The following is a 17,104-nucleotide window of genomic DNA, read 5'->3' on the forward strand; positions in this document are numbered from 1 at the left end:
TTACTGTCCTTTTGGTGCTTCTATCCAGCAACTTTGCATTGAGAATACTTTTAAATCTGCTTGAATACTATTATCAGCATAAATATAAGTATGTTCTTGATTATCTATCATAGTTTTAAGTTGAGTACTATAAGTGGCAAAGCCAACCATTGAACCATTAGCTATATTCTTGCCGATAAAGATCTCTAAACTTGAGCCATCTAAGAAAATATCAAGCTCTAGCTTGGTAGTTGTGTCATCAATATCAAGTTTACATGAGTAGCGATTGTCTACATTTAGATAACCATTTTTTATATTTATATCCGTACAATAGGAATCTGTGGCTGTTACTTTAAGACCAAATTCTTTACCAATAATTTTATCTGTGGTAAAAGTAATATTCGCGTTATACTTTCTATCTTTGATGTTATTAATTATTACTTCATTCTGATTTATGAAATTAATAGTTTGATTTGTTAGTAATTTATCTCTCAAAGAATGAACCTGAGTACTCTCCTGTCCTAGATGCCATTTATTATCAGTGTTTTTGTATACAAAAAGAAACCTTGGAATTGCTAATGCTCCAGCCCAGTTTGAATTTTGCTTACCTGCTGATTCTATATTTAGCCAAGCCATTAAGATATTTCTCTTATCTGAATCTATTGGCATGACATTAGCAGCATAGTAGATAAAATCAGGGGATAAGTCTAGTAAAAGGTATTTTGGGCTGCCGTCATTATTCTTGAAATGTTCAAGTGGATCAAAATACATGCTGTTTTCTGTTTTGACTATATTTCCTAGGACATAATATAGACTACGTCCATAATCATTTTCAGGGCATCCATCTTGAGAGAATATCAAAATATAAGGAGTTCCATTCATAGCACAAACATGATCTGATAATCTATACATGCATACGCATTCAAAATCACCACCACCACTTATATCATCTTTCACACTTACTTCGGCACTAAAAAAGAAATTGCTTCCAGTATTAACTCTCCGCCAGTTTTGAGTTATATCATCGCCATCATTTTTAAAACAAATCACAGCTCCTTTGGGATTATTGTTATTTCCCATAACTCCTGCAGATATTAGCATATAGTAGTTATTATCATTGGGTAAATTAAATATAAAAGGATCTCTAAAAGAGACTAGATTTAACTCTTTAGGTTGGTATACGACAACTTTGGGATTATCCTGGTTATTATCATCTGAGTATTTTGTCCAGTTTGTAAGATAAGGGTCAATAATCTTCCCATTTTCATCAAGTTTATTAGCATCTAGAGCTCTTGCAATACAAACAGTCTCTTGTAGTTCCTCTCCATCTCCCCATACAGCGGAATAAAAAGCTGTGGGGTAGTAATTAGTTTCACCATTTTCTTTATATGGCATTATTTTTACACAACCTGTGAATATACCATTCTTATCCGCAGCTTTTTCATCATGTGATGGGATAATTGCTGTAGTTTTAAAGTTTTGATTATCATCTACAGGATAGAACCATTTATAATCCTCTTTATAATTAGGATGACTGACTACATGTGACCATGACATTTCTCCCCATTTTTTGCCCCAAGGATTTGATTGCATAAAAACATGAAAGGAGGAATTGAAATAAAAAAGTCCACACGGATCATTTATCCAGCCCGAAGGTGCCCTTAAGTGATAGTCTGGGTAAGTTTCATCTTGTAGAGATTTTTTATGCTCTAAGTTTTGGTAGGCATCTGCAGCCTTTTTTGAACTATACTGATTCATCTGAGGTTGATGTCGAAATATATCTTATATATTGATATTACCATAAACTATCTAGATGCTTTGTATTTTATTAAAAAAATAGAGTATAGTTTTACTAGTTTTCAGATAAACTTTAAGATAGAGATTTTTAATTGAAGGTTTTATAAAAAGATAAATATAAAAATTTAGGGACACATATTCCTAGAGCATAATAGCTGAAAAGTTGATTGCGACAATTGCATCATCATCAGCAGAGTTTGTTCTATCTACTTCGATTACATTTTCTCCTTCTCTATAAACTCCAATACTTGGAGCTGAACCACTTTCTATAGTTGCTGTGTGTGTTGCTATAGACATGAGATCCTTTGCACCACTTACTCCAAATCTGAAAGGGTCGTCACTATCTGTATAAAAAGTAATATGATAGTATCTAATTCCATTTCTTTCGTAATAGTATGAATATGTGGTATTTAAAATTGTTTCTCCTTGGCTTGGATTTGTGCCACTGCTAATTACCCAATTAGTTCCAGAAATTTGAGTTATATCTGAAATAGCGTCACTTCCTGTTTTAATAGTTATTTGACTTGTATCGTTAATTACGTTTGTAATTATTTGCTTACCTTCTGTAGAGTCCATCGTGTTTGTAATAGTAGCTTGAGCATCAGAGATATTTAATTTAGTATTTAATGCTTGATTAACAGTATCTTGATCAGCTTTAGTATTTACTGTAGTTGTCAATGAATTTAATGCTGTTTGGTCGGCTTTGGCGTTTACTGTAGTTTCTAAAGCATCTAAGTTAGCATTTGTAGCATAGTTATCAAGGTCACTAATATTAGCTTTAGTATCAAGTTGAGTTTTAATAACCCCACCATCTAGTAGGGCATTATCAACAACAATGCTTGAGCCACTAGTTATAGCTTGATATATAGGACCATTTTGTTCTGTAATTTGATTAGTAATATTATCTGATATTACTCCTCCTTGAGCAGTTGCCTGTCCTAGGGCTTCAAAAATAGTACCCCCTGAAGCTACTTGTGTATCTATTATGTTGTTAATAGCATTTGGAGCGTCAGAGATGTTTAATTTAGCATTTAATGCTTGATTAACAGTATCTTGATCAGCTTTAGTATTTACTGTAGTTGTCAATGAATTTAATGCTGTTTGGTCGGCTTTGGCGTTTACTGTAGTTTCTAAAGCATCTAAGTTAGCATTTGTAGCATAGTTATCAAGGTCACTAATATTAGCTTTAGTATCAAGTTGAGTTTTAATAACTCCACCATCTAATAGGGCATTATCAATTACAATGCTTGAGCCACTAGTTATAGCTTGATATATAGGACCATTTTGTTCTGTAATTTGATTAGTAATATTATCTGATATTACTCCTCCTTGAGCAGTTGCCTGTCCTAGGGCTTCAAAAATAGTACCCCCTGAAGCTACTTGTGTATCTATTATGTTGTTAATAGCATTTGGAGCGTCAGAGATGTTTAATTTAGCATTTAATGCTTGATTAACAGTATCTTGATCAGCTTTAGTATTTACTGTAGTTGTCAATGAATTTAATGCTGTTTGGTCGGCTTTGGCGTTTACTGTAGTTTCTAAAGCATCTAAGTTAGCATTTGTAGCGTAACTATCAAGATCACTAATATTAGCTTTAGTATCAAGTTGAGTTTTAATAACCCCACCATCTAGTAGGGCATTATCAACTACAATGCTTGAGCCACTAGTTATAGCTTGATATATAGGACCATTTTGTTCTGTAATTTGATTAGTAATATTATCTGATATTACTCCTCCTTGAGCAGTTGCCTGTCCTAGGGCTTCAAAAATAGTACCCCCTGAAGCTATTTGTGTATCTATTATGTTGTTAACTTCAGTAGCACTTACTTTATCTATAACAGCAGCTTCAGCCTGTTCTGCTTTTTCTTGGGCTGTAGTTGCTACAGTTGTTGCTATCTGAGCTTTATTTTCTGCTATATTTGCAGAATTTTTTGCTTCGGATGCTTCTGTTTCAGCTGTAGTAATTCTTGAATCATAGCCATTAATTTCTTCATTAATGTTTGAAACTTGTTTAATTACTCCTCCAGTTTGCGATCCTGGAATAGGGCCTTCTAATAATTTACTTAAATAATAAATGTTGTTATTAATATCGTTGAAGTCTTTATTTGTTTGCTCCCAGTCTGGATCAAAAATATTTAGAATATCACTGGTATTCGCCCAATTATCACCTTTATTTTCAAAGGTCATTATTTTTTGTATTTGCTCAGGTGTTAAATTAAATAATCTTACTTGATTTTCTTTTATAAATGCATTTTCTGAACTTTCAGTATATCCATATGAAAAACCGTTGATTAAAATTGTTGAGCTTAGTAAAAGCTGTAATAATTTTTTTTTCATTTTCTTATCTCCTTTTGTGAATTACATAAAGCAGTTAAAGTTATTCGACTAATTCACCACAAACCACACCTGTGTTAACACCCGGAAGTCCTAGTACTTTTGCATTGTTAGCAGCTACAGTAAGAGCAGAAACAGCGCTCCATGAATTACCATTAAAAAAAGATGTAACAGGAAGGTTAGATACTTGTATAGTTTTCCAATTATCAGCATTTTGAGAGTTACCGTTTTTTAAATCTATGGCTACTGGTTCAATATAGAAATTGTTTTCACATATAAAAGTTAATGTTTTATTTGTATTATTTCCAATTACTTGAGCTATATGTCCATTAAAAGGTACATTTGTAAAAGCAGCAGCAGCTTCTGTAGCTGAAATGGTAGATCCATCCGGCATGCTATACGTCACTTGAGTAGGAGCATCAAATATTTCTACAGGAGTCTGTTTATCAACTGTTTGAATTGAGCCATCAGAAAGAGTAATTGTTCCTGATGCGCTTACAGTATATATTCCAGAATTAGGGAAATGATAGCCTGTGGGATTACTTGTATTACTGCAAGAATCATTTTCACAGGCATCAAGACCAGTTTCTACTAAAGTTTGAGAGTCTGCTAGATTTCCATTAGGGACATTCCAATGTATATTTGTTGATTTTCTTACAATTGGTTGTTTATCTAATATTTGTACATGCTCTTTGCCCAAAAGATCCGTAGTTAATCTAATATTAGCTTCAGCTAGCTCAAAATTGCAGAATCTAGCAACATTGCATTTTTTTATTAAAATAACTTGTTTGCTATTTTCTACTTTTATACAGCTCTGTAAGAGTATTATTGCTAAAAAAATAAAGCTAATAGAAATCTTCATATAAAAGCTAATATGTTATGACTTTTCAAAAAAGTAAATTATATTCATATAAGTTAAATTAGTCTGTTTCATAGGTGTAACATTGTGTATCATTTTTGTTACATATAGTCTAAAACTATGTGCTTTAGGTTTTGATTCTAAGATTTAAAAGAAGTTGAGAAAAATTATTGCTTTTTGAATATGAGTATTAAAGATTAAGGTATGGATATTTATTCTTGTTTTATAAATATCCTAATAATTTCTAAATTGAAGTTAAATACTGTCACAATCTCCATTATTAAATACTACATCTATCATGCTAGCAAATTGATAATTATTATTTGAGTCATGTGTAATTTCCCAAGTCATAGAGCCACCATATTGTATTTTCCCATTTAGGTTTTTATAAGATTCACACATCGCGTTGTAAGGTCTAGAGCTATCTTGACCATTAAATACTGTTGCAGCTCCAGCTGATGCTTTAGTTGCTGGTTGACCAATAACAATCTTTGTATTTTCAGGTGTTAACTTTTGTAAGGCATAGAAACTATTTTCTATAAAGCCAGCACTTAATTGATCATAGCAATTTGGCGAACCTTGAGTGCATAGGTTTCCTTGTTGATCTACGTAATTACCTCCAGTGTTGTATGCCTGGACAAACATATAGTCAAATAAACCTAATTCAAGTGATTCATTATAAACTTGCTGTGTAGATGTATTTACATAATCAAGCTTACCACCAACATTGTTAACTTGTGGTGCACTTGTGATTATAATATCTGATTTTTTAGCTTTTAACGCTTCAATAAACTCTTTAACTGAGTCACCCGTAACACTACTAGGTACAACTTCTAAATCAAAATCAATACCATCAAAACCATACAAGTTTAAAAATGCTATTGTTTTATCAGCTAAAGCATCATAATCAGCATTCATGCCTGGGTCAAAAGTGTTGTGTTCACCACCAATTGAAACTAGTGCATACTTAAGACCATTTGCTTTTGCATACTCGATATCTTCTTTAATTTCTTTAATTAATTTAGGGTCATCAGCTGAAATATTCCATTGACCATAAGCAGTAAATACATTACTAGTAAATTGAATTGGTTGGTCACTTTTTATCTCGACAAAAGAAGCTAGTACGATGTTGTAGCCCATATCTGCAGCTTTTGAGATAGTTGGAGGATTATCACCCCAACTAACAGGAAGATAACCAGCTAGTACTAAAGAGTCTTGTTTAAATTCAACTTCGAGAGTATTAGCAACACCATCTTTTACTATAACTGCAGGTGCTGTATATTTCTCACCTTGATACTCATAGCTATCAAATGTTATAGTAAAGTCTCCACTAGATGGTATTTGTAAAATATTGTTACCAGAGTTTATAGTTACAGTTTCACTATAACCTGCATTATTTTTTATATGTGCTTGTAAGTTGCTAGTTGAAGTACCTGTTGCATAATTTACCGATAGATTTACATTAGTATAGCTAACCTCTTGCTTTTCAAAACTGATTTTGACAGTTTGCTGTTGAGACTCTGAAACATTTATAGTATTGCTTGCGACACCATTTATCATGATAATCGCAGTGTACTGGGAATTATTAGATGGATTTGTGATATTATCAACTTTTATTGAATGTTTACCTTCACTAAGTTTGATTTGGTTAGCACCAGCTGATAAAGTATGTTGTTGTCCATCAATATTAACAATAACACTATCTACGCCTAGTTGAGCTAAATCAGCATTTAAGTTAAATTCAACAGTTTGTTTTTCTTTAGTTTCGCCGATATATTCCCATGGAGTATCCCATGTGTTTTGTACATCAGCACCAGGTACTTGTCCGGCATTAGCGTACCATTTGGCTTTGTAAAGTTTATCTTCGTGGCTAACTATTTCATTAGCTTTATAATCTTTAGTCTTATCCCAAGTATTAACATCTTTTGGTTGATCGGGATCAACAGGATCAACAGGATCAACAGGATCAACAGGATCAACAGGATCAACAGGATCAACAGGATCAACAGGATCAACAGGATCAACAGGATCAACAGGATCAACAGGATCAACAGAGATTTCATCCCAAGCAAGTTTGCCATCTTCAGTACCAGGTTCGAAAGCAGTAAGTGAGCACCACCCACCTTCAGGGAAGTCTTTACACTTATAGTTGTGATCTTGCTTAGAAACTATTGTTCCTGGCTGATATGTAGATACATCAGATGAATTCCATTTTGTTACTTCTGCTGCATTGATAGAAGAAAGACCACCAAAAGCGATTAAAGTTGCTAGTATTGATTTTTTCATTTTATTACACTCCATTTTTTAAAAACATTTAATTTAATTTGTAAACTTGGGAGTATTATAACTAATAAATTCACATTGTTAATTAATTAAAAATAACAGTGCTTGTTAAAAATTAACACATCTAGGTGTTGTAACTATTGGAAAATGGTATCTGGATATTTATAAGTGTTATAAATTATAAAAAATTAAAAGAAATTAGTTATAGGCTGAACATTGGAGATATCATGAATGGGCATGAAATATGTTAAATCATTAATATATTATCTAATATGGTTATAAGTAGTGATAAGTTTTCGATCTTTAAAAATATATAATTAATCAAGATTATTGCCTACAAGACTTTTTTGAATCATAAATTTATATTGATATGTTCAAAAGTACTAAATTTAAAGGGAGAATTTTGTGGTAGCTATGACTGGACTTGAACCAGTGACCCCAGCATTATGAATGCTGTGCTCTAACCAACTGAGCTACATAGCCACGAAAGATGTAGCATATTATATGTAATTTGTAATAATTGTCAATATTAATATGAAATATCTGTACTAAAAAATTATTAGTGATACTTTATTACTTGCTAAATGCAATACTTTTGTAGTACGATATAAGCCAAGTGTACACAGGGAGATTCCCTATAAAATATGATAAAAAAATAAAATGTCTGACGGTAGAAATAAATTAAACGATTTTTCATTACTACAATCTTTGCTGGGAGGGTCTTCTAAGATAGAGGAAAAAACTTCTAGAATGAAACAAGCTAGAGATAAAAATATCTCGAAGAGTAAAAATACTCCGAAAGCTCCTTCAAACAAATCTGATGATAGAGATACTTCATTTATTCGTATTCCACAGTACGGGCATAGAATAAATAATAAAATTGTAAATGAGTTACAAAATCCTCAAGCTGAAGATTCTCAAGAAATAGTTGTAACTGTAGATGTTGCAAAAGAGAGACAAAAAGAAGAAGCTAAATTATTTAAGTGGTTATGTAAGCGTTTTCCTAAATGTTTTGATCCTATGAATAAAAAGCCTTTAAAAGTAGGTATTAGTGAAGAGATTGAAATTATTTATCAAAATGAGCATTTTTCACCAGTTGATAAAATGGTTCTTAGAAATGTATTGCGTCGTTATGTTGGTGATACTCGCTATCATAAGGCTGTTTTTGAGTTAAAACAAAGATTTAATTTACAAGGTCAACCAGTTGAAGATTATGCTCCAGAGCATATTGAATACTCTAAAAGACGTCTAGATGAGATTGCTGAGAAAGCTGAGTTTAGAGCAAAAGGCCTAACTATGAAGGATTATTACGAGTATAAAAAACAACAGTCGGAAGAAGATATTCCTACAGAAGAATAATCTATAATTCTTTATTCAAATATTTTATTTAATCGTTACTATAAATTATTGCCTATTATAATATTTAGGTTTATGATTTCATTATTCTAAGACTTCATAAAAGGTTAAATTATGAGTTTTTTAAAAGCTTTTTCTAAGAATACAATTTTTATAACAGTAATAGCTATTACAATATCTAGCTGTGCAACTGGTCCTCAGAAGGCTCAAGAGCTTCCACTGCTTGAGCATAAGTATTCAACTAAAAAGACATTAGCATATAGTCGTTTCGGTTTCGATTTTGCAAGTACTCCAAGCGGTATGTTTAATGTACTTGATAAAAAGCCAACTGAGTTTGATATAAATATTTATATTGGTGATAATCAAGGATGTAAGTTTATTTATACGAAAGATCCTAAAGGTGATACTGAAGAAGTTACTAAGACTGAATCTATTAAGGGATATTTATCAGGAAGTAATGTGTTGTTAGAGTTAGACTGTCAAGGTAAAGATTCTAATATTGATTATAAAATAGTTTCTTATGCTAATGGCATCGAATATGACAAGATAGGTAACCTATCTTACTTAGTTGAGTCTGGTGAGTTAGAATAATTATTTTCTCCAGAATTCTGGCATAAAGATAACTAAAAGGGTAAATATTTCCAAACGACCTGCAACCATTGCAAAGTTGCATATCCATAGAGCTTCACTTGGCAGAGTCTTGAAGTTTGAACCAATTTTACCTAATCCTGGTCCTACATTTGATAGCGTTGTAGCAATTGTTGAGAAAGCTGTTTCTATATCCAAACCACAACCAAGTAGAGCTAACCAACCTAGAGCAAAAATTATAATATATACAGATATAAATCCTGATACTCGGTTAAGTGCTTGTTCGGAAATATGGACATCTCCGAGCTTAACGGTAAATACACCTTGAGGATGAATTACTCTTTTTGCTTCAAGCATAGCTTTTTCTTTGAAAAGGATTGCGCGGATCATTTTTAAACCACCAGCAGTTGACCCACCACAACCACCTATTATCGCAATAAACATTAGCATGATTGGTAGAAAAGTTGGCCATAGGTAATAATTATTATCAGAGACAAAGCCCGCACTTGAACTTATCGAAATAATTTGAAAAATACTATGGGATATTATAGAGAAAATATCAGTAAGATCTTCTGAATGTGCGATCATCGTAATGCATACAATGAGTGAAGTAAAAAATAAAAAGTAAAAATAGGCTTTAAACTCAACGTTTTTGAGATAGTGACTGATCTTAAGCTTGGATAATGCTATATAGTGTGCTTTAAAACTAGTTGCACCTAGAAAAAGGAAGATCCCACATACGAGAAGTATTCCAAAAGGTTTATCTGTCATACTAGCATCAGAGGGAGCAAAACCACCTGTTGAAACGGTTGAAAATGTGTAGCAGATAGCATCAAATGGACCCATGCCTACAATTAAGTATGAAACAAAACATAGAAATGTGAGTAATAAATAAACCATCCATAGTGCTTTTGCAGTACTTGAAATTTTTGGTGCGATTTTATCATCTTTCCATTGGCCAGAAATTTCTGCCTTATACAGCTGCATACCACCTACGCCTAGTAGAGGAAGAATAGCCACTGAAAGTACGATAATCCCCATACCACCGAAAAATTCTGTTTGTTGGCGGTAAAATAAAATACTATGAGGTAGTTTATCTAGTCCTTCAATTACTGTACCACCAGTTGTTGTGAAACCTGATACGGATTCAAATACAGCATGGGTAAAAGACAAATTTAAACCAGGGAACGACATGTATGGTATAGCACCAAAAACTGTTACAAATGCCCATACTAAAGTTACAATTAGGAAACCATCTCGATTCGAGAGTTTTTTATCTGATTTTCGAGCAATAAACCATAGTAAGAATCCTGAAATGAAAGTCACAGCAAAGCTTAGAATAAATGGATAGGCATTATCTTCACTATATATATAGTCAATCACTAAAGGACTAAGCATAGTAAGACTAAGAAACATTAAAAAGATACCAATTATTTTTGGCTTTTGACTCAACATCATTTACTAATAAGTTTAAAAGCTTAATCTTTATGAGTGACTTTGGTGTTTAGTTTAGTATAATTACTGTCAAGCTACAAGGTAAATTATTCATGTCTAGGAGAGGTTGCTATTATGATGAAGCTTATATTACGATTGGCTCACTTATTTGATAATAAAAAAGATAGGGCATACGTAAGTGAGGCAGGTAGATTCTTACAAGAATTTGATAAAGCAAATCCACAGAAATCTGAGTCACAAAAAAAAGAAATCTTAAAACATAGAAATCTTTATAAGAGAGAGACAAAATCAAAATCTAGTTTCTTGGATGGTTAGTTTTTTTAGCTTTATAAAACTTATTTTTATTGAATTTCAAATATGGCTAATTAATATTAGCTCTGTCAAAAACTCATATAATGATTCTATTTTTAAATAGTCTGAATTTGACTCATTATGTTATATACAATTAAGTTTTACTGCTATACTTCTATTATAGAAGCTATTTAGTTATTTGTGGTTTATTATGAGAAAAGTTTTAAAATTATTAGTATTAGGTTATATGAGTTTATCTTTAAGTAGTTGTGTTTTATTAGCTGTGGCTGGAATTGGGGCTGCAGGTGGTGCCGCTGGTGCTTACATGGTAAAAGATAAATAATTATTTTGTTTCGTCAATAACATCGGTATCCACTGGTGCTTTAAAATTAAAGCTATCATTGTTAAGTTCAACGTTAGTTTTTACATTTGTAAAATCTATTTGAGTATATTGATTTAATGATGTGGAAATTCCTAAAGATTTTAGTTGATCATCTTTTGTGAATTTAATTGTTATGCTATTAATCATCTGGTCATTTTTAGGTTTAAGAATATAGCTATTGTTATCTTTTTCTTTTACTGTAAATAGCTTGTTAATGTTATTTGCATTTTTTGATAGTAGGATTAAATATGGGAACTGAGCAATATTGTTTGATACTTTTTTTATAATAAGTTGCTCAAGATCACCGTCGTATATCCATAATTTATTTCCATTTGAGTCAATTTTCTGACTGTTTGGAGTTGTAGTAACCCATTTGAAGAATTTTGGTTTTTTAAGACTCATATGTCCTTTTGAGTTAATATTATTATCATTTTGTCCATCTATGAGCTTTTGGCTAAAATCTGCTGTCATTGACTGTATGTTTTTTATCTTTGTAACGAGATCTTGAGCAGCATTTGCAAAACTAATATTTATACTAAATATCAATACTGTTATTAGTAGACTAATTTTTTTCATCTATGATTCCCTTTTTATTAATACTTCACGCATTCCATTATGATTCATCTCAGAGACTATGCCATTCTCTTCCATTTCTTCCATTAATCTTGCGGAGCGATTATAGCCAATTTTAAGTTTACGTTGTACAGCAGAAATAGAAGCTTTTTGACTTTTTATAACTATCTCAACTGCGTCGTTATATAAAGGATCTTCACTATCTCCGTTAGCTCCACTAGAGGCTCCCTCAGATTCTTCAGAGGCTTCTAGGATCTCTTCAATATATTCAGGAACACCGTAGTCTTTCCAAGATTCTACAACACGATGTACTTCATTATCATCAACAAATGCACCGTGAATACGCATTGGTGCACCAAAACCTGGTTTAAGATATAGCATGTCACCTTGACCAAGTAGTTGTTCTGCACCTTGTTGATCTAGCATGATTCGCGAATCAATCTTACCTGATACTTGAAAACATATACGCGTAGGGATATTAGCTTTAATAAGCCCAGTAACTACATCAGCAGATGGTCTTTGAGTCGCTAGGATAATATGAATACCAGCAGCACGAGCTTTTTGTGCTAACCTTGCGATTAACTCTTCAACTTTTTTACCAACAACCATTATCATGTCTGCAAATTCATCAGCGACAACTACGATATATGGCATTTTTGTAAGTGTAGGTGCCTCATGAGCTCTTTCAGGATTCATTTTGATGAACATAGTATCTTTTAGAGGCTTACCAGCTTTTTCTGCTTGTTCAATTTTATCATTTAAGAGAGCTATATTTCTTACTCCAGCTGCTGACATTAGGGCATAACGACGTTCCATTTCTTTAACGCACCAGCGAAGAGAGTTAGCTGCCTCTGTCATATCAGTAACTACAGGTGTCAAAAGATGTGGTATACCATCATATATTGATAGCTCAAGCATCTTTGGATCAATCATTATAAATTTAAGTTCATCAGGCATACACTTGTACAGCATGCTTATAATCATTGAATTAACCCCAACGGATTTACCAGAACCTGTTGTTCCCGCTACTAGCAGGTGAGGCATTTTTGCAAGCTCAGCAAAAGCAGGCTTACCTGCTATGTCAACACCGATTCCCATCATTGTTGCAGCTCTTGAATTTATAAATTCTGGTGATGCCAAAACTTCTTTTATTCTAACCATTTGGCGGGTTGGATTTGGCAGTTCTAAGCCGACATAGGGTTTACCAGGAATAACTTCTACAACTCGTACAGCTGTGGTTGATAAGGCTCTGGCTAGATCTTGAGCAATATTTGTTAGTTTGCTAACTTTTGTACCTCTAGCTAGATCAATTTCATATCTTGTAATAACTGGTCCTGGATAAGCTCCTACAACTTTTGCATCTATACTAAAGTCATTAAGTGTTTGCTCAAGCAGTGATGATGTTGCTTCGAGCTCTGACTGAGAAACTACAGTTTTTTTTGCTTCTGGTTTGATAAGCAAATCTAGTGAAGGTAGAGAATCTTTTTGGGGTTGCTTTGTACTTGGGATAGCTTTCTTATCAGTAAGTGTTGGTTTCTTCTCACTAGTTTCAAGCTTTATTTGCTGTTGCTTTTCTTTCTTTGGGCTTGTAAATGATAGTTCATTAGCAGTTTTTGTCTTACTAAGAACTTCCTTAAAAGTATCTTCTTGAGAGGTTTTTTTCTCTGGTGTAATAGCTAACTTAGCTGTTTCATCTTTATTTAAAGGGGATGTTTGCACTTCAAAATCTTCAAAATTACCAATTTTGGAATTATCATCTGCTTTAGGTTTTGCTTTTAGGATATAATTTAGTGCTTTGCTTAAAAGTACAGCAATATTTTTTGATAGATGAATCCAAGTCGTTCCTGAGTATAGTGTCAAGCCTATAAATAAAGATACTAATAGAGCAAATGATCCCCCCACTAAACCAAGGTTTTTAATAACTAGTTTTGCTGCTTCATAGCCAAATATACCGCCTGAACGCTGAGGAACCCAGTAGTTAGCAAACCCAAGATAAAGCTCGGCAAGGCCACAGCAAGAAAGTATAAATACTACAATACCTATAACTTTTACTGTAAACATTAAATAACTAAGACTTTCATCCTTTCTTTTGATAAGTAATATTCTTACGAAGTCTATAAGTAGAAAAGGCAAGATAAAGCCAACTACTCCAAATATTGCAAGTATAAAGCTAGCAACATATGCACCAACAGGACCTGCATAGTTTTTGATGGTAGTTTCAGATGAAATACTACTCCAACCAGGATCATTAATGTTAAAGCTAAATAATGCTATAAATAGATATATTATAGTCGCTGTTAAAATAACAACTAAGGCTATCTTTAATCGTCCAACTGCATGGTTTGTTTTGTTTATATTTTTATCTGTCATATTTAAGCTAAAAAAGATTATTGTTAATACATCGTACCAGTTGATAATTCTAACAAAAAAAATTACAAAAATGTTAGACTATACTATTATTTGTTAACCTGCAGAACATGTAAGGGTAAGTTGTGGCTAGATTTCATATTATATTAGGTTTTATTGTATGCTTTTTTGCATGGGTGTTTTTTCTAATATTTCCTCATTTAGATATCACATTAGCAGGATACTTTTATGACTTCAGTAGTCATAGTTTCATAGGAAGTCAAACTTCAGGTGTTCTGGGTTTTCTACATTGGTTTGCTAGAGTTTTTCCAATCTTTTTTTCGATAGTAGTGATTTTATTTCTTTTAGGGTCTTTATTTATTGAGAAGTTCAAAATTAAATCAAGAAAGGCAATATTTTTTGTGGCTGTGTGTCTATGGATTGGTCCTGGGCTAGTTGTAAATTATGTTTTTAAAGATCATTGGGGTCGACCTAGACCTGTTATGGTGGAGCAATTTCAGGGTGATAAAGTATTTCAGCCTCCATTTATAATATCAAATCAATGTGGCAAAAACTGCTCATTTGTATGTGGTGATGCGTCTATGGGATTTTGGCTTTTTGCGTTTATGCCACTTGTAGCTACGCGTAGAAAAAAAATTGTAGCCTTCTCAGCTGCAATATTTGCTGGTGGTGGTCTAGGGCTTATGAGAATGGCTCAGGGAGGACACTTCTTCAGTGATGTGGTTTTCTGTGGGATATTTGTTTATATCTGTACATGGATTGTGTATTGGTTTATGTATGAAAGAAAGTAATTTAAAATTTAAATAAACAACTTATTTAAATTGTTTTATAAATGATATAATTAAAACATAATAATTAATTTTCCAAAATTATATTCATGAATATCAATAAATCAATTTTATTAAGTGCAGTTTTAATATCATCAGGATTTGCTAGTTCTCATCATAAAACCAAGTCAAGTAGTGGAGATGATTTCTCGTTCCCTCCAACCAATGATACTCAAATAATGAGGTATCAGCCAGAGACAGGGGATTATACTAAAGAAATTCCAATAATACATACATCTTTAGATGATGGACTAGATTTTAATTACAGTCTTTATATCAATGATAAAGGTAATATAATTGTACCAGTACCTATGGTAATAGGGGATGAATATGCTGGAGGAAATAGACCTAAAACCGTTGGCTTTTTGAGAGGAAATGATGGTCAAATTAATACTTTAAGTTTTCCTTTTGGGGGTGGTTTTGGAGTTGCAAATACACACTATAATGGGACTATAAATAGAAATGATTACTCTGTTTATTCTAGTAATGGTGTTTTATATACAGGGAGTGCAACAAGTGGTTATATATATAGCCAACATAAAAAATCAAATGTAATGTTCTCTTATGGAGATGCTACAAAAATACTTAGACCTGGAACAGATGATAATCTATGTAGTTACGGAATAACAGGAATATATCTTTCGGAAATATCATTATCTAATGGATATAAACTAAATTTTTTAACTGATAATAAACGAATTTACAGAACAAACCACAGCGGGACAGAAGTTTATGAATGTACTTCTGTATTTTATACAGGGCTCAGTGATAATCAAGGAAGAAAGTGGTCTTTCGAATATACTCGTAATCCATATTTAACAATAATATATCCTGATGGTAGGAAAATCTTATCAGATTCTATATCTCCTAGTGAATATAAATTTACAGATATTAATGGTTTAATATATTTAGGATCAGGAAATTCCCACTCTTATTCAGGTGCTAACTTAGACAAAACACTCAGTGAAAGTTTTTCTGGTAATTCAAATAAAACAAATAACACAATAACTAATCTAGATGGAAGTGTAGATAAGTATTCAGGATATCCTGCACATGGAGGAGCATGGACTGCTAGTCCTGCTAATGGAACATACAAAGAACATCAAAAGTTAGACCAAAAAGGTAATATAATTTATGATGAGGTAAATACTTGGGGATATAACTCTAATAATACTCCTTATCTAACTAAACAAGTAATTACCCAAGATGGAGTAACAACAACTAAAGAATTTGATGGGTTTGATAAGTATTTATTCCCAGCTACTATGACTGAAACATCTTCTGATGGTAAAAAAAGAATTACCACTACAACATATGTTGATATACCCGCCACCTCAACTCATGGGCAAATGGTCTTACCTGAAACTATAACTGTTAAAGATGACGATGACAACGTTATCCATAGTACTAGTAACTCCTATGATAGTGAAGGGTATCTGATATCAAGTACAGTTGATGGAGTAAAAACAGAGTTTACATATGACTCAAATGGTAATTTAGCTAGTTCAACAGATGCTAGTGGTAATACAACTAAATATCAAAGTTATCAATATGGTAAACCTACTATAGTTATTGATCCAAATGGAGGCAAGACCACTTATAGTTATGACTATAGAGGCTTAGTCTTAAGTAAAACTGATCCAAAAGGTAATACTACTAAGTATACTTATGATAAAGCTGGTAGACCTACATCAGTAACTCCTCCTACAGGTTATGCAACTACATATTCATATAGTAGTAATGGGCTAGTAACTACTAAGAAACAAGGCAATGTAACTACTGTCACTACTTATGATGGTCTTGGTAGAGAAATTAGTTCTCAAACCTCTGCGAGTGATTCTTCTGGCGGTATAGCTACTTCAAATAAATATGATACTACAGCCAATAAGGTTTATATGAGTTACCCATGTAGCTCAATTAGTCAATGTAGCACAGGCGACATATACATTAATGATATTTTGAATAGACCGCTTCAGTTAATCAAAGATACTAGTTCATTTTAAGGAGTTTAGA

13 protein-coding genes and 1 tRNA gene are annotated in these 17,104 nt (G+C 32.6%); 6 read left to right on the top strand and 8 right to left on the bottom strand.

Translation table 11 applies throughout. From position 1 onward, the window contains the following. From QI37_RS07670 to QI37_RS07690, 5 genes are all read right to left on the bottom strand, one after another. The gene (locus QI37_RS07670) at positions 1–1,737 is read right to left on the bottom strand and encodes a glycoside hydrolase family 32 protein (RefSeq protein ID WP_040010160.1); all 1,737 of its coding nucleotides are present in this window, start codon (positions 1,735–1,737) and stop codon (positions 1–3) included. 180 nt (positions 1,738–1,917) lie between these two features. Beyond that, positions 1,918–4,113, bottom strand: coding sequence for a beta strand repeat-containing protein (locus QI37_RS07675; RefSeq protein WP_040010162.1), 2,196 nt, complete (start codon positions 4,111–4,113; stop codon positions 1,918–1,920). A 40-nt stretch (positions 4,114–4,153) separates the two neighbouring features. Continuing rightward, on the bottom strand, positions 4,154–4,972 hold the full coding sequence (locus tag QI37_RS07680; RefSeq protein WP_040010163.1) for a DUF3281 family protein: 819 nt from the start codon (positions 4,970–4,972) through the stop codon (positions 4,154–4,156). Between the two features lie 252 nt (positions 4,973–5,224). After that, on the bottom strand, positions 5,225–7,255 hold the full coding sequence (locus QI37_RS10315) for a glycosyl hydrolase family 18 protein (RefSeq protein WP_040010165.1): 2,031 nt from the start codon (positions 7,253–7,255) through the stop codon (positions 5,225–5,227). 403 nt (positions 7,256–7,658) lie between these two features. Beyond that, positions 7,659–7,735, bottom strand: a tRNA-Met gene (locus QI37_RS07690). A gap of 177 nt (positions 7,736–7,912) precedes the next feature. Between QI37_RS07690 and QI37_RS07695 the strand changes: the two genes are divergently transcribed. Both QI37_RS07695 and QI37_RS07700 read left to right on the top strand, forming a co-directional pair. Further along, on the top strand, positions 7,913–8,611 hold the full coding sequence (locus QI37_RS07695) for a ProQ/FINO family protein (protein WP_040010167.1): 699 nt from the start codon (positions 7,913–7,915) through the stop codon (positions 8,609–8,611). Between the two features lie 111 nt (positions 8,612–8,722). Next, on the top strand, positions 8,723–9,199 hold the full coding sequence (locus tag QI37_RS07700) for an FTL_1709 family lipoprotein (RefSeq protein WP_040010169.1): 477 nt from the start codon (positions 8,723–8,725) through the stop codon (positions 9,197–9,199). Here the strand turns inward: QI37_RS07700 and QI37_RS07705 are convergent, their stop codons facing one another. Continuing rightward, a complete protein-coding gene (locus QI37_RS07705; RefSeq protein WP_144242724.1) occupies positions 9,200–10,654 on the bottom strand; it encodes a potassium transporter TrkG in 1,455 nt (484 codons plus the stop codon). Positions 10,655–10,765: 111 nt separating this feature from the next. On the opposite strand from QI37_RS07705, the gene QI37_RS07710 reads away from it, so the two are divergent. After that, positions 10,766–10,966, top strand: a complete 201-nt coding sequence (locus QI37_RS07710; RefSeq protein WP_040010171.1) for a CBU_0585 family protein — start codon at positions 10,766–10,768, stop codon at positions 10,964–10,966. A gap of 187 nt (positions 10,967–11,153) precedes the next feature. Continuing rightward, a complete protein-coding gene (locus QI37_RS10435; RefSeq protein ID WP_268746166.1) occupies positions 11,154–11,285 on the top strand; it encodes a hypothetical protein in 132 nt (43 codons plus the stop codon). Here QI37_RS10435 and lolA read toward each other — a convergent pair whose 3' ends face one another. Both lolA and QI37_RS07720 read right to left on the bottom strand, forming a co-directional pair. Continuing rightward, complete coding sequence (lolA, locus tag QI37_RS07715; RefSeq protein ID WP_040010173.1) at positions 11,286–11,900, bottom strand: outer membrane lipoprotein periplasmic chaperone LolA; 615 nt, start codon at positions 11,898–11,900, stop codon at positions 11,286–11,288. It lies immediately after the preceding gene. After that, complete coding sequence (locus QI37_RS07720; protein WP_040010175.1) at positions 11,901–14,267, bottom strand: DNA translocase FtsK; 2,367 nt, start codon at positions 14,265–14,267, stop codon at positions 11,901–11,903. A 122-nt stretch (positions 14,268–14,389) separates the two neighbouring features. On the opposite strand from QI37_RS07720, the gene lpxF reads away from it, so the two are divergent. Together lpxF and QI37_RS07730 are read left to right on the top strand one after the other, a co-directional pair. Continuing rightward, positions 14,390–15,055 carry a lipid A 4'-phosphatase LpxF gene (gene lpxF / locus QI37_RS07725; protein ID WP_040010178.1) on the top strand — a complete coding sequence of 222 codons (666 nt, stop codon included), beginning with the start codon at positions 14,390–14,392 and terminating at the stop codon, positions 15,053–15,055. Positions 15,056–15,141: 86 nt separating this feature from the next. Then, positions 15,142–17,094 carry an RHS repeat domain-containing protein gene (locus QI37_RS07730; protein WP_040010180.1) on the top strand — a complete coding sequence of 651 codons (1,953 nt, stop codon included), beginning with the start codon at positions 15,142–15,144 and terminating at the stop codon, positions 17,092–17,094. The last annotated feature ends 10 nt before the right edge of the window (positions 17,095–17,104 follow it).

The organism is Candidatus Francisella endociliophora (assembly GCF_000764555.1).
Lineage (GTDB): Bacteria > Pseudomonadota > Gammaproteobacteria > Francisellales > Francisellaceae > Francisella > Francisella endociliophora.